Genomic DNA, 13327 nt, shown 5'->3' with positions numbered 1-13327 from the left:
TGGCGATGCGGGTAGTCTAGTTCCTGTTGGGGCGACGCCCCGGCCGCCAGCCACCATGGCGTTGCAATGAAAACTGGAGGAGACTGGCGTGGAAAACGCCCCCACGCGTCGCCCACCCACCACCACGGGCAAGCGGCGCCCACCGAGAGGACCACGCCACGTGCCCCGGCCCATCCGAGAGCGCCTGAAGACTGCCGCCGACCTGCTCCAGCAGACCGGCCACGACGACGAGGCAGCCGACGTCCGCGCAATCCTGGCCCCAGGAGGCTGGTCACTGCTGCGCGCACAGACCGCCGAACTCGGCAGCGCCTCCAACCTGCCCATCTACATGCCGAAGTCCCTCAAGGGCGCCCTCGTGGCGGCCGCAGCGGACCTGGGTGTGTCCCTGTCCGCCGTGGTCCGCGACGGCTTCCAGGCGGTGGTTGACGGGCAGTGGGTTCCGCCGAAGACGCCCCTCAACCGCGGCCGGGACCGCAAGCCGGCCGGGCCGTCGGCGAATCTGAACGTGCGGGTCCCGGATGCACTGCGCCAGCAGGTTGAGCCCATGCTGCCGAGCCTGAAGTCCGAACTCGGCTACCGCGTCTCTCTGGCCAGCATCGCCATCTCGTGGATGTGTGACGAGCTGGGGGTGGAGCGGACGTCCGAGGCCGACTCGGAGACGCTGAAGGTCGTCACGGACCGGCGGCTGGTGGACCACGTGGTGGCTGTCGCCGCCGAGCGGGGTGTCAGCCTCCAGAGCGTCATCGACGCGGGCATCCGGGCTCTGCTGGATGGTTCGTGGTCGCCGCAGGTCCCGGAGTGGCTGGCTGTGTCTGAGCGTCCCCGTGAGGGCGGCGTGTGGGCGGCCGATCCGGAGCAGGGTCCCCGTGGTCCGGTGCCCAAGGCGAAGGTGTCGATCGCGGTCGACGAGCGGCTGCTGTCGGGGCTTCGGGACTGGTGCGCGGAGCAGTCGGAGCAGTCTGAGCTGCCGTACTACCCGGGCATGGTTGCCGTCGCGATTTTGAAGGACCGTCTGGGCGAGCCGCCCAACCAGTAACCAGGCGGGCGGGGCCGGCCTGGACGCCGACAACCAGACCGGACCCCGCCCCCGATCGCACAACCCCCATAGGAGACCTCACGTGGCATCCGCCATCGAGGCCCCCGCCAGCACGACGGCGGAGGGCCCCACCTCGCACACCCAAAGCCAGCTGACCGCCCTCGCGCAGCTGCGGGAGCCGTTCCAGGCCAACCAGATCTCCAAGCTTCCGAAGATCACGTGCAACAAGTGCAGCAAGGCTCCGTACAAGGAGTGCGAGCACCACAAGAAGCAGAAGTGCGACGTCTGCAACAGCAAGATCACCACCGCGCACATGCACCTGGACTACGTGGGGCACGCCGAGCTGACCGGCCGGCTCCTCGCGGCCGATCCGCTGTGGACGTGGGAGCCACTGGCATTCGACACAGACGGGCTGCCGAAGTTCGACCACAACGGCGGTCTATGGATCCGCCTGACGGTCGCAGGACACGAACGGCTGGGCTACGGCGACGCACAGGGCAAGACCGGCCCGAACGCTGTGAAGGAAGCGATCGGGGACGCACTGCGGAACGCCGGCATGCGCTTCGGAGCCGCGCTGAACCTGTGGTCCAAGACCGAAATGGATGAGGCGACCGCCGAGAAGCACAACCTGGAGGCGCAGCCGTCACGCGAAGACCGGCTGGAAGACCTGTACGCGCTGATGCAGAAGCGATGGGGTCACCTCGAAGGGCTGCGGGCCGTAAAGGTCCAGGTCGGTGAGGAGTCCTTCCACGAATCGCAGGTCCAGGACGTCAACGGAAAAATCCGGCTGTTCGGAGAGCTGATCGACGAACGAATCCGGCAGCTTGTCCAGGAAGAGAAGGAGCAAGAGTTCCTGCGCCGGATGCGCAACGGATGGGACACCGTCAACGGCAACGAAGCCAGCCTGGCCGAGGCCAGGGCCAAGAACCTCCTGAACCTGGAGATCCCCGCGGGCCCGGACAAGGTGCCCACGCGCATCGAGACGCTCCTGACGGAGCGGATTGCGGAGTTGAAGTCGGCTCCCGGTCACGCCGAGAGGAGCGCCGCCTGATGGCCGGGCCCCGGATCGGTTCCCTCTTCTCCGGTACCGGCGCCCTGGACCTGGCCGTCATGGACGTCTTCGGCGGCCAGGTGGTGTGGCACTCGCAGTACGAGCCTCCGGACAAGAACGGCAAGGAAGACACCAACCAGTACGCCGCGAAGATCCTCGACCGGCACTGGCCCGACGTCCCGAACCTCGGCGACATCACGAAAGTCGATTGGCAGGCCGTCACCGACGCCCACGGGCCGATCGACATCCTCACCGGCGGCTTCCCCTGCACCGACGTCTCCTCAGCTGGCAAACGCGCCGGCCTCACACCCGACACCCGCTCCGGGCTGTGGAACCACATGGCGCACGCCATAGCAGTCCTCGAACCCCGATTGGTGATCATCGAAAATGTCGAAGGGCTCCTCTCGGCACCGGCTGACCGTGGACTGGGACTCGACGCTGAGGCTCTGGAAGAAGAGGCCCGAGCAGGACGGATTCTTCGAGCTGTTGGAGCCGTTCTCGGAGACCTGGCCAGCCTCGGGTTCCATGCGGAATGGGCACGCGTGGCAGCGTCGGAGGTCGGCGCTCCCCACGCCCGTAAGCGAGTCTTCGTCTATGCCTGGCCGGCTGATGCCGACGCCGCGGACCTCGGACACGAACGGGGCTGGGACACACGGGGACGGGGGCATGGACCTGCGGACGGCGATCCGCTTGTTGCCGACACCGAACGCTTCGGACGACAAGGGCAGCGGCGCCACGCAGGGGCGGAGCAGGGATGGCAAGCCGCGTCCACCCTCGGATGTGGACCTGCCGGAAGCCGTGAAGCTGCTGCCGACACCGTTGGCTGGGGACGCGAAGGGCACCCGGAACGCGACGGCGGGCCGGAAGACGGACAACCCGAACGTGAACCCGGGCTGGACGCTGTCGGACGTGGTGTTCAGCGGCCGGCTCCTGCCGACGCCCAGGGCGTCGGACGGGGAGAAGGGCGGCCCGAACCAGCGCGGCAGCAAGGGCGATCTGATGCTGCCGAGCGCGGCGGCGAAGCTTCTGCCGACCCCGCGGGCCTCGGACACGGGCACGCCCGGCCGACGGGCCAGCGAGGGCTTCCGGCCTCCTCTCTCGCAGGTGCTGATCCCGCTGGCGGAGGGGCAACTCCTTCCGACGCCGACGAGTTCGGACGGCGAGCAGACCTCCTCCAGCTACGGCCGGGGCAACCCGACCTTGACTGGGGCGATTACGGACCCGCCATCCGCCGCTGGGAAGCCGTCCTCGGACGGCCCGCCCCCTGGCCCACCGACGCTCTGGGACGACTGAGCCCCGTCTTCACCGAATGGCTCATGGGCCTGCCCGACGGCTGGGTGACCTGCACCCCCGGCCTCACCCGGTCGGCCATGCTCCGCGCCCTGGGCAACGGCGTCGTCTGGCTCCAGGCCTCTGCCGCGCTCCGGCTGCTCCATCAGCGTGCGGTCGTCGATGACCCCAGCGCGGCGTCCTACGCCGCATGAACCACCCGGCCCGCCACCGCGCGGGCCGCGCCCCTTCCCCGCCCGCCCTGGGCACCACCCCCATCCCCCGGCCGACTGCCGAACGGAGTTCCGTTATGTCCTCTTCTCTCTGGGCCGTCCTCCTCTTCATCGGGGTGTCTGCGGTGTACACGGCCGTGGACTGGTGGTGGGGGCGTTGGCTGCGGCGCCGGCACGGGTTCGTGTCGCCGCGGCGGCCGAAGATCTACCACCAGCTCGCCCGGGAAGCCCAGGAGCGCCAGGTACGGCTCGAAGGGCTGGGCCGGTCGGTGAACGAGGTCCTGGCCCCTGCCGTGGACCGGGTGGCCAGCCTCTACGACCCCACCACGCTGACTGAGCCTCCGGTGGATCCGTGGGGTGAGGCCCTGCTTGAGGACGTCGCCCGCCGGCACACCCTGCACCACCGCTGAAACCGCAGTCCCTGCGTCTGGCACACCCCGGTTGGAGGTGAGCGTCGTGCCAGCACCCCCCATCCGCTACCTGGCCGCGCTCGCCACCACCACCGTGGCAGCAGCCGGCCTCTACCACCTGCACCGTCTGCGGCGCGCTCTCGATGCGGAGCGCGCCGCGCGCCGTCTCACCAGCAGTCTCCACACCCGCGACATGGACGCCTTCACCCACCGCCTCACCCAGGCCGTACACGCCCACCACACCGTCACCGAAGCCGACCTCGTCCTCACCAAAGCGCTCGCCGCACACCACAACCCGGAAGGGGGAACCCGATGAACCAGCCGATACGTCTGGACGTCACGACCGCCCACCAAGCCTTCACCGAGCACCCCCACTTCCGCTACCGCGGCTGCGCCCCCGACCCCGACCAGCCGCACCTCGCCGCCGGCGACCACTCCGTGCCCGTCACCTCGTGGGAAGCCCCCGACCTGGACGGCGGTGAAGACCCTGCTACCCGTACCGCCCGCGAGAAGGCCGCGGTGGAAGTGTGCGTGGACTGCCCGGTGATGGTGCAGTGCCTGGCCTACGGGGCGTCCCTCACCCGTGACGGGAAGCTCGCCGAACCGTACGCGGTCCTCGGGGGGATGACGCCGCTGGAGCGGCACCGGGCGTTCGTCGCCTACAAGGAAACCCTTCAGGAGGCGCCGCAGCCTGCGCCCGCCCGGCAGCTGCACACCGAGCAGAAGCTGATCGTGCTGCGGGCCCTGGCCGCGCACAGCAGCCCCGACGATGTGGCCCGGGCCGCGGGCACGGATGTGCGGACCGCGAACTGGCAGCGGTCCATCCTCGTCGGCAAACTCGGGCTGGCCCGGCCGGCGACGCGGATGCAGCTCCTCACGGCGGCCGCCGAACGCGGCCTCCTCGACGGCGTGCAGGTCGTGCCGGACGACGGGAGCGTGCCCGCCGTACCCCGCCCCCCGCACCGCCCCCGCAAACCCCGCCCCCGCCCTACTGCCCGGCTCACCGTGGTGGCGCTGCCCGAACCCGGACCGTACGAACCGGCCCGCGTCCCCAGCCTGCGCCGCAGCCGCTTCACCGACATCGCCGGCCAACTCGCCTTCGACGACCTCACCCCCGACGCCACCATCCGCAACCTCCCCACCCCCACCCGCGCCCGCGTCCTGGAGGCCGCAGCATGACCCCACCCGCCCCCGCGGCCCCCACCCTCCACGGCATCAACCCCACCGTCGACCAAGCCCTCGCCGACACCGCCGTCACCAGCGGCGCCTACCTGGCCGGGCTTATTGCCTGCGCCATGCTCGACACCGCCGGCCGCCCCGACAAACTCCCCGAGTACCTGTTCCCCGACCTGGACCCGGCCGACGTACGCAGGGTGTGGCAGGCCGCCCTCGCCGTGGGCCTGCGCGCGGGGCGCCTCTCCAACTCGCCCCGCTTCCACCGCGACACCCTCGCCCGGTTGCAGGCCCTCCTCGCCGACGCCGGCTGGACGGCCATGGCCCACACCGCCCACCACGCCGCCCGTACCGCAGCCACCGAACCCGAACCCGACCACGAACGCACCCCCACCAGCAGCGACGAAACCCGCGGCGGACACTGGTGAGCCCCCGCACCCGGCCAGTCCCCGGACGCGGCCGCGGACGCCCCCTCCTCTTCGACGACGCCCAGAAGAAGACGTACCTCAAGCACGTCACCGCAGGCCTCACGTTGAACGAGGCCGCGGCCGCCGTCGGCATCGACCGACGCACCGTCAACCACCACGCCACCACCGACCCCCACTTCCGCGAAGCCCGCGAACAGGCCAAGCAGGCCGGGCGGGCCGCCCGTTGGGACGACAAGCCCCACAACGAATACCGCTACATCCACGGCGGCTGCCGCTGCCCCCAATGCACCACCGCCGCATCCTCCGCCCGCGCCGCACGACGCGCCGAACCCCCGCCACCCGCCGCCGACACCTCCAGACATGCCCCCACCGTCATCCCGCTGCCCAACCGCGACATCCGCCCCGACCAGCACCTTCCGCCCCTCGCCGCCGTCTCTTGAGGCCTCCGGCAGGGGCGTGGGCATGATCAAGTTATTTGGTTCCCAAATGTGTAGGACAGAACCGCAGGCCCGCACGCCCGTGCGATGACCTGGATATCTGACGACAAGTCTGATCAAAAACGCGCAGCAAGGAATGGAGACAGATGGTGCGTCCAACGAGTAGGCTGAGCCCTGCGTCAGACGTGCAGTCAGCTACTGAACTGGACGGCCGGCGCACACAGACAAAGGAACGGCCCCGCAGTAGTCCCAGTGTTAGCAGCACTAGGTGCGGGGCCGGGCCGACACACAACCACTACGAAGGTGTCGACGTGACGAAGCGTACCCGCAGTCCCGGGCTATCAGACAGTGGAACCCCAGCCAGCACCGTGAAGATCACACCGGCGCGCGAGCAGGGCCCTGTCACCACTACCCCCGCCGTCGCATGACCGCCCAGGGCGAGGACATCCCCGCCTGGCTGGACAACGCCATCACCAAGGCCGCATCGGACGCCGCAAGGTGGCACGACACCGAGTGCTCGTTCCACGGCACCACCATCATCGACCTGACCGTGCTCCAAGGCGGCGCGCCGTTGTGCGACTGCGATGGGCCTACGGCCATCACACGCCGTTGCGCCGCCGACCGAAAGCTGCTGGATCTGCACGCCGGGAACATGCACAGCTGCCCGGCCAAGGACGAGACCGGCTACCTCGACGAGTGGACCCACTTCGGGTACGAAGACACCTGCCCGGTCGTACAGGGCCTCGCCGATGGCTACGGCTGGACGGAGGGCCAGCGATGATCGCTGCTTCTCACGACCACGACGCCACAACCACGTTCGACCCCACATGCCAGCGGTGCCGCGATGGATGGCAGTCCGCTTTTGACCAAGCCCAGTGCGACTACCTGGAACCCCAGTTCGTCGTTGGGCAGACCTCACCCAGTAAGGGAGATCAGGTGACGTAGCGACTTCCTCAGCGGGAGGTCCTGGGCCCCTTGGCGGGGGCACTTCCTCTACCGCTGGCCGCTGGTGTTGGCGCACCGTGCGCGGCCTCGTGCAACGGCTCGGTTTGGCGACCGAGCTAAGGCCCGAACTTCGATCCGGTTTGGCGACCGGCCCGAGATCGAGCGAGTTCAGGTTCTGGGAGGAACCACCTTCACCACCGAGCGGGCTTTTTCATGTCCGCAGGACGGCAGGTACATAGTGCAGCACTCAGCACCCTCTTGTCAGCTTGGCGACGCCCCAAAGGGCGATTCGCGAGGAATGTCCCCCCGCGCGGGCGACACCCAGTGCCCCGAGACGTCACGCGACACGCACACCCCCAACATCGAATCCGAACGCGCGTTCGACTACAGTGCAGGGCAGGCCCACGTCCGAGGAGCCGCCCAAGAGGTGGCGAACACTGCCTCGAGGCGGACGGGCCCGCGTCGGTGGCTTCGCGCAGTCGAGTGGCTGATCGCAGCCGGCCTCCACGGCCGCGCGAACGCCACCACGCTCAAAGTCGCCGAGGACCTGGCCGCCCGCATGGACTACACCACCGGGCACGCCCGCTACTGCCTCGACGAGATGGTTGCCCGGCTCGGTATCTCTCGCGCGTCCATCGCCCGGCACGTCTCCTACCTCCGTGAGCTCGGAGCGCTCGCCTGGGTTCAGCACGGCTCCCGTACCAACCTGCGCCGCCTGATGGGTCTCAAGGGCTACGAGGGCACCGCCACCATCTACGCCGCGGTCATCCCCCCGGTCTTCGACCACGCCATGGGCCACCGGATCATCGGCACCGGCTACACGGCGCGCATCGTCGTCGACCTCCGGGACCGGCAGAACCCTGTGGATAACCCGCCTGTGGATAACCCCATGCTGGAGGCCCTTGAGACCCCTTCCCTAACGGTGGTTAAAGAAGAGAGTCAGGTTGATCTAGTGGGTGGTTTTAACTACACCTCGCCCACGAGGCCGACCAAGACCCCGATCCCCCACCAGAGCAGCAACATCGGCGGACGCCGCCGCACCGCAGCCGACGTCCAGAAAGCCAGCCAGGAGGTCCGGCTGGTGCGGGCCCTCGTCAACTGGACCCAGCCGGTACCGCTGCGCCGCCTCGAGTACGTGCTCCGCCCGTGGACCGACCAAGGCTGGGACGCCTTCCGCATCGTCGACGAGCTGACCGGCATGTGCTCCGGGATGCGCTGGAAGCCGAAGAACCCGGTGGCGTTCATCCGCGCCCGTATCGCCGCAGGCACCGCGCAGCAGGAGGAGCTGGCGCAGGCCGTCGCCCCCGAAGACAGCACCGCCGCGAAGAACCGGGCCTCCCTGGTAGCCCTCTTCGGCATTACCCCCACCGCCCAGCCGGAGCCGCAGCGCACGGAGGAAGACCGGCAGTACGCCCGGCTCTACGGCTGGACCGAGTGGGAGGAAGTCGCCGCCCACCTCGCCGACGACCAGGACGACGCCATCGACCTGTACGGCGTGGAAATCTGCAAGTTCGCCATCAATCAGCAGGCCCGGATGGAGAAGACGTATGCCTGAGACCACTCGTGGCGCTGGCGCCGATCTTGCCCGCCAGGCCTTGGCAGCTGCCCGCGCCGCCGCCAAAACCGCCCCAACGGCCAACCCGAAGAAGCCCCGCCGCACCATGCGCCCGCACCGCGGCGAAGGACGCGACCCTCAAGGCCTTGGCACCCTCCTTGGCAAGCTCCAGGCCGAACAGGGCTGGGAGGCCAGCCTGGACGGCGGCAGCCTTATCGACCAGTGGGCGAAGATCTGCCCCACCGAGCTCGCCGACAGCGTCCGGCCCACCGCATACGACCCAGACCGCGGCCTCCTCACCCTCCAGCCCGACACCGCATCCCGCGGCGCACACCTGCGCATGTCCCAGCAGCTGCTGATGCGGCACCTCAACAACGCGTTGGGCAAGCCTGCGGTCCGTACGATCCGCGTTCTGCCCCCTGGCGGCCGCCGCGACGGCGCCCCCGACCCGGCGCCGCAGCAGGCTGCGCCCAAGCCCGAGGCACCAGTGAAGACCCGGGAGACCGCCCACCCCGGCTACCGGCACACGCTCGCTCTCGCGCTCGACAACCGGCTCACCCTTCCCCCGGAGACCTCCTACGAGGAAGAAGCCCGGCGACGGCAGGAGGCCGCCCTCCGCGCCAACCGGCTTCCGGAGAGCGAGGACCGGGAGGCGTACTGGGCGCAGCAGGACGCAGTCGAGAGCGCCGGCCCGGAGCCGGGCAGCATGGCAGCCTCTGAGGCCGCCGCCCGCGCGTACGCACGCAGCCAGGCCGCTGGCCGCACCCCACGCCGCGCCTTCGACGTCGCATGAGCAGGGGCAACACGATCTGGAATCTGCGAGACGGTTTACCGCGGTAAACCACACCGCCCCCACCCCAGTTGCCGGGAGCCGCCGTGCACTTCTTCACCATCGACCGCGCCAAGGACCGCCCCGACCCCCGCGTCCTGATGCACCGGTCCTTCTACGCCAGCAGCCTGCCCCGCGTCATGGCCGTCTGTCGCCTGTTCGGGCACAAGCCCGTCGTCGACGGCTACGACTCCCAGTACGGGCCCGAGAACCGGCGCCACGCCCGGTGGGTGGCCTGCGAGCGATGCGGTGTCCGCCCCGACCCGCAGGGCAACCTGAACGCCGACCGGTGGCAGCTGGGCCAGCCCTACCCCGGCCCGTTCAACGGCCGCCACTTCCCCAAGGAGGCGGCACACCAGCTGGCGAAGCGCGGGATCCCCTACCAGACCCCCACGCAGCCCGGGCCCTGGCCGGCGCAGCCCACCGGCACCCTTGCCGCTGAAGTCGTCGTCGGCCGCGCCCACTCCACCGGCATCGGCGTGAAGGTCGGCAACCCCGGCGACGAACACACCCTCCAGGCCCACCTAGGTCTCGGCCCCCTCGGAGCCTGCTACCTAACCAGCGAACGGTTCGGGACGTGGGTGCAGCGACGCCTCAACAACGAGGGCTTCCAGACCCGGGAGATAGACCTCAGCATCCACTCCGGCCGCCTGTGGTGGAAGGTGTGGGCCCGCGAGAACGAACACCACGCCAGCGACCCCAAGTGGATGGACGGCAACGTCCACATCGACCCCCGCCACCACCTGCTGGGCCCGCGCCGCAACCGCAAGATCTCCGAGACCGACCGGATGCCCGTCACCGTCTACATGCCCGAAGGCGACACCCACCAGGCCACCGTCCACCTCGAGCAGTGGCAATCCCGCCGCACCCGCGGCCGCGCCACCACCTACTGGATGGCGCAGTGGGACTGCGAGGCCGGCATCCCCGTCCGCAACCACGAGTGGAAGGGAGACCACACCTACTCGTGCGCGTGGCAGATCGAGCACGTCACACCGGACACGGAGCGCTGGCCGTACATCCTCGCCGCGAAGGCCGCCGAACAGTGCACCCGCGACCGCGCCCACTACGGCTACCGCGCACCCGAGCCCGCAGCCTGACGAAACGGAGACTGCATTGCCCACACCCCTCGCCGCCGCACCGGCCACGGCGCCAGCCGCCGTACACGCCATGTGCCTCCTCCACGGCGACTACCACCCCATGACTGGGCGCTGCTGGACGGCCACCGCCGAGTTCTTCTTCGACCGCCAGGACCTGCCCGAGCATCAGGCCCGCGACCAGTACCAGCTCGAGGTGGAGCGGCTGATGCTGGACAAGCACATCCGCCGCCACCTCGCCGGACCCACCCCCTGAAGGACGCGCCATGCCCACACCCGTACCGCCCCCGCGCCCCCGCATACCGGCACAACGGCCGCCCACCGTCTGGGAGACCGACCAGCTGTTCCGCCAGCCCGAGTACACCGACGGCTCCCCTTGGATCAGCAGTGAGGACAGCGAAGACGAGGAAGAAGGGAAGTGGTGACCATTGGTCACCACCTTTGGGTCAGATAGACGACAAGGTGGTGACCAATGGTCACCACCTTGCACTGTCTCTCGAGGCGAGTTCACTGTTCCAAGTTGCCGGCCAGTTCCTCAAGGAGTTCCCGCACCGCACTCTCCAGCGCCTCCGCCTCACGGCGGGCCAGATCGAGATCCTTCTCCGCGAGAACCCGGATCCGCGCCACGGCCCGCTGCGACTCACTCGGTCGAACCGCGGACTTCTGCTCCACTGCCTTCCGCTCCTCTGGAACTGGCAGCTGCTCCTTCGGCGGGGCGTAGCCCAGGAAGTTGGCCGCATCCTTCAGCGCAGTGTCGGAGACATTGCCATGCCGGGCCGCCTCCTCCCATGTCTCCCGAACTGCCTGCGCTCCATGGGTGTCCAGGACCGGCACGAGGACCCGCAGGGGGCGTTCCTTCAGTTCCTGGGTGGTGATGTCCTCGAGCGCCTGGGCCACGCCCAACACGCGGATGATGTTGTTGGCCTGGTGCTTCTTGATGCCGAACCGGGCCTCGGTCAGGTCCCCGAACGTGTCGAACCCCGCGGTCTTGTGGAGCTCTTCCTCCTTCACGGCTTGCAGACGCAGTCCCAGACCGATCAGCTTCTGCTGCTCCGCACGCTCATGGTTGGCGCGGGCCGCGTACTGCACGGCGAGGATGCCCCGGGAGTAGAACTCCAGGCGGGCAGCCGGGTCGCTGCTGTCGGGCTCGGTGAACTCCGGCATGGGGAGGTAGCCCGTAGCTCCTGCTGGGACCGGAACATCCGGCGTAACCACAACGGCAGCCGGCGGAGCGGGCGGCGGCTCCTGCGAAGGCACTGGAACAAGAGTGGGAACCGGCGGGGTGGCGGTCTGCTGCTCGCGCTGACGCCGCTGAGCCTCCTCCCACTCCCGCAGCTGGTCCTCTCGCGTGCTGTCCCCCGAACCCTGAGGACCACCCACGACCGGGATGACGGGCGGGACCTTCCTCCTGCTGCCGCTCACGCTGCGAGCTCCTTCGCCAGAGACCGCATCACTTCAGCCTGCCCGGACTCCGGAGCATGCTCGAGCAGCGGCACCTGGTAGTCGGACGCCTCACGTCCCTCGATCGCGTCCTTCAGCGTGGCCAGGACACCCGGCGTCGTCAGCTCGTTCCATCCGTCATAGAAGGAGCGGGTCACCACGCCCTTGCGGGAGTCGTAGGCGTTGACGACGAACCCCAGCTGGTCCACCACGGCCCCTGTCATCCGGCAGTGCGTGCCGATCTGCTCGTTGAGCATCTCGTAGGCGTCGAACGAGGACCGGTCCGACCACACGGGCATGAGGATCCCGGAGTGGTCGATCAACTCGCCCGGGCGGCGCTGTACGTAGTTGATGGCGAGGTCTATGGCCAGGCCCAGGTTCGGGGGGCCGTCCAGGACGATGGCGTCGTAGGAGTCCTCGAGCGGGCTGAGCGCCCGTGCCAGGCAGGTGTCGCGGCCGACCTGGAGCAGGGCCAGCTTGGCGTCCATGAGGAAGGCATCCTTGGAGGCGGGCAGGACGTGCAGGCGGCCACCGAACCGTTCGTGCGGGAGTGACACCAGGGAGCGGGCCAGGTGCCGGTCGGCTTCACCCAGCATGTGCTTGAGGAGGCTGTCGGCGCCCTCGGGCAGGCCGGGGATTTGCAGGCGGCTGGTGAGGTGCCCCTGGGGGTCGTAGTCGACGAGGAGGACGCGCAGGCCGGCCTCGGCCATGGCCTGGGCCAGACCAGATGCGACGAACGTCTTGCCGACGCCGCCCTTCTGGTTGCCGACCAGGATCCGCTTGACGGGTTGCGAGACCAGGCGGGTGGCGGGGGAGGGGTGGGTCTCGAGCCACAGGGTGATGGCCTGCGCCATGCCCTGAACCTTTGTCAGGCTGCGGGTGTCGCACTCCTGCGCGAATCGGGTGGGGCCCCCGGTGGGCAGGAAGACTCCCCACGACTTGGAGCCTTTGGTGTCCACCTTGACGGTGGTGGGCGTCTCCAGCCACAGGCCGATCGCGGATGCGGCGGCGTCCTGCATGTTGAGGCCGTGCTCAGCGGCTCGGATGCGGAGGTCTCTGCGGAGTTCGGGCGTGAGGTTGACGAGCAATTTTTCGCGTGCTTCGTCCGCGCTGGGGTGGGTCATGGCGAGCAAATTACCAGGCGATCATTCCATGGTGGGGTAGCCGGGCCCGGGTTCGGCGGAAGATGCAGCGACCGAGTGGCCCACAGAGTTGAACACCGGTCAGTTTTAGGGTGGGTTGCCGGGGTTTTGTATCGCCCGGACGAGTGATCCACCCGCAGGGGTCTTCCCAACGCATATATCCACGTGAACGGATGGGCGCACTGCCAGTTCTGGGGAACTGGCGGACGTACGGCCGGGAGCGGTGTGCGTGGATCGCAGCCCACACTGGGCGTTCCCGGCCCGCGCGCCACCCCCCACACCCCC

The 13327-nt window shown here is 69.2% G+C and carries 16 protein-coding genes; 14 read left to right on the top strand and 2 right to left on the bottom strand.

Annotated features, from left to right (window positions below; translation table 11 throughout):
• The first annotated feature begins 160 nt into the window (after positions 1–160).
• The 14 genes from ACFVYS_RS30800 (at position 161) to ACFVYS_RS30735 (ending at position 10885) form a co-directional block, all read left to right on the top strand.
• Complete coding sequence (locus tag ACFVYS_RS30800; protein WP_389507318.1) at positions 161–1036, top strand: hypothetical protein; 876 nt, start codon at positions 161–163, stop codon at positions 1034–1036.
• Positions 1037–1118: 82 nt separating this feature from the next.
• Entirely contained in the window at positions 1119–2087 is a 969-nt protein-coding gene (locus tag ACFVYS_RS30795; RefSeq protein ID WP_389507316.1) for a hypothetical protein, read from the top strand.
• Entirely contained in the window at positions 2087–3571 is a 1485-nt protein-coding gene (locus ACFVYS_RS30790) for a DNA cytosine methyltransferase (RefSeq protein WP_389507315.1), read from the top strand. Before ACFVYS_RS30795 ends, ACFVYS_RS30790 begins: the two co-directional genes overlap by 1 nt.
• 95 nt (positions 3572–3666) lie before the next feature.
• Positions 3667–3999 carry a hypothetical protein gene (locus tag ACFVYS_RS30785; protein WP_389507313.1) on the top strand — a complete coding sequence of 111 codons (333 nt, stop codon included), beginning with the start codon at positions 3667–3669 and terminating at the stop codon, positions 3997–3999.
• Between the two features lie 46 nt (positions 4000–4045).
• Positions 4046–4315, top strand: a complete 270-nt coding sequence (locus tag ACFVYS_RS30780; protein ID WP_389507311.1) for a hypothetical protein — start codon at positions 4046–4048, stop codon at positions 4313–4315.
• Positions 4312–5178 (top strand): WhiB family transcriptional regulator, encoded by an 867-nt coding sequence (locus tag ACFVYS_RS30775; RefSeq protein ID WP_389507310.1) that lies wholly within the window; start codon positions 4312–4314, stop codon positions 5176–5178. The genes ACFVYS_RS30780 and ACFVYS_RS30775 overlap by 4 nt, the downstream gene beginning before the upstream one ends.
• The gene (locus ACFVYS_RS30770; protein WP_389507308.1) at positions 5175–5600 is read left to right on the top strand and encodes a hypothetical protein; all 426 of its coding nucleotides are present in this window, start codon (positions 5175–5177) and stop codon (positions 5598–5600) included. The genes ACFVYS_RS30775 and ACFVYS_RS30770 overlap by 4 nt, the downstream gene beginning before the upstream one ends.
• The gene (locus ACFVYS_RS30765; protein WP_389507306.1) at positions 5597–6040 is read left to right on the top strand and encodes a hypothetical protein; all 444 of its coding nucleotides are present in this window, start codon (positions 5597–5599) and stop codon (positions 6038–6040) included. Before ACFVYS_RS30770 ends, ACFVYS_RS30765 begins: the two co-directional genes overlap by 4 nt.
• Positions 6041–6461: 421 nt before the next feature.
• Positions 6462–6818 (top strand): hypothetical protein, encoded by a 357-nt coding sequence (locus tag ACFVYS_RS30760; RefSeq protein ID WP_389507304.1) that lies wholly within the window; start codon positions 6462–6464, stop codon positions 6816–6818.
• Between the two features lie 591 nt (positions 6819–7409).
• Entirely contained in the window at positions 7410–8537 is a 1128-nt protein-coding gene (locus ACFVYS_RS30755) for a hypothetical protein (RefSeq protein ID WP_389507302.1), read from the top strand.
• Complete coding sequence (locus ACFVYS_RS30750; protein ID WP_389507300.1) at positions 8530–9330, top strand: DciA family protein; 801 nt, start codon at positions 8530–8532, stop codon at positions 9328–9330. Before ACFVYS_RS30755 ends, ACFVYS_RS30750 begins: the two co-directional genes overlap by 8 nt.
• A gap of 83 nt (positions 9331–9413) precedes the next feature.
• On the top strand, positions 9414–10463 hold the full coding sequence (locus tag ACFVYS_RS30745) for a hypothetical protein (RefSeq protein WP_389507299.1): 1050 nt from the start codon (positions 9414–9416) through the stop codon (positions 10461–10463).
• A 16-nt stretch (positions 10464–10479) separates the two neighbouring features.
• Positions 10480–10716 carry a hypothetical protein gene (locus ACFVYS_RS30740; RefSeq protein ID WP_389507297.1) on the top strand — a complete coding sequence of 79 codons (237 nt, stop codon included), beginning with the start codon at positions 10480–10482 and terminating at the stop codon, positions 10714–10716.
• A gap of 10 nt (positions 10717–10726) precedes the next feature.
• Entirely contained in the window at positions 10727–10885 is a 159-nt protein-coding gene (locus ACFVYS_RS30735) for a hypothetical protein (protein ID WP_389507295.1), read from the top strand.
• Positions 10886–10967: 82 nt separating this feature from the next.
• Here the strand turns inward: ACFVYS_RS30735 and ACFVYS_RS30730 are convergent, their stop codons facing one another.
• Positions 10968–11624, bottom strand: a complete 657-nt coding sequence (locus tag ACFVYS_RS30730) for a hypothetical protein (protein ID WP_389507293.1) — start codon at positions 11622–11624, stop codon at positions 10968–10970.
• Between the two features lie 254 nt (positions 11625–11878).
• Positions 11879–13024: a ParA family protein gene (locus tag ACFVYS_RS30725; protein ID WP_389507291.1), complete on the bottom strand. Its 1146-nt coding sequence runs from the start codon at positions 13022–13024 to the stop codon at positions 11879–11881.
• Positions 13025–13327 lie beyond the last annotated feature (303 nt).

Source organism: Streptomyces sp. NPDC058295, from assembly GCF_042880655.1.
Lineage (GTDB): Bacteria > Actinomycetota > Actinomycetes > Streptomycetales > Streptomycetaceae > Streptomyces > Streptomyces coriariae.
The sequence above is the reverse complement of the archived record's forward strand: the minus strand, read 5'-3'. Positions and strand labels throughout refer to the sequence as shown.

Bases quoted from the DNA above. Each gene is read 5' to 3' on its own strand.
- ACFVYS_RS30790 (WP_389507315.1), top strand. From the start codon at position 2,087: ATGGCCGGGCCCCGGATCGGTTCCCTCTTCTCCGGTACCGGCGCCCTG.
- ACFVYS_RS30725 (WP_389507291.1), bottom strand. From the start codon at position 13,024: ATGACCCACCCCAGCGCGGACGAAGCACGCGAAAAATTGCTCGTCAAC.
- ACFVYS_RS30750 (WP_389507300.1), top strand. From the start codon at position 8,530: ATGCCTGAGACCACTCGTGGCGCTGGCGCCGATCTTGCCCGCCAGGCC.
- ACFVYS_RS30770 (WP_389507308.1), top strand. From the start codon at position 5,175: ATGACCCCACCCGCCCCCGCGGCCCCCACCCTCCACGGCATCAACCCC.
- ACFVYS_RS30775 (WP_389507310.1), top strand. From the start codon at position 4,312: ATGAACCAGCCGATACGTCTGGACGTCACGACCGCCCACCAAGCCTTC.
- ACFVYS_RS30730 (WP_389507293.1), bottom strand. From the start codon at position 11,624: ATGCCGGAGTTCACCGAGCCCGACAGCAGCGACCCGGCTGCCCGCCTG.
- ACFVYS_RS30785 (WP_389507313.1), top strand. From the start codon at position 3,667: ATGTCCTCTTCTCTCTGGGCCGTCCTCCTCTTCATCGGGGTGTCTGCG.
- ACFVYS_RS30760 (WP_389507304.1), top strand. From the start codon at position 6,462: ATGACCGCCCAGGGCGAGGACATCCCCGCCTGGCTGGACAACGCCATC.
- ACFVYS_RS30735 (WP_389507295.1), top strand. From the start codon at position 10,727: ATGCCCACACCCGTACCGCCCCCGCGCCCCCGCATACCGGCACAACGG.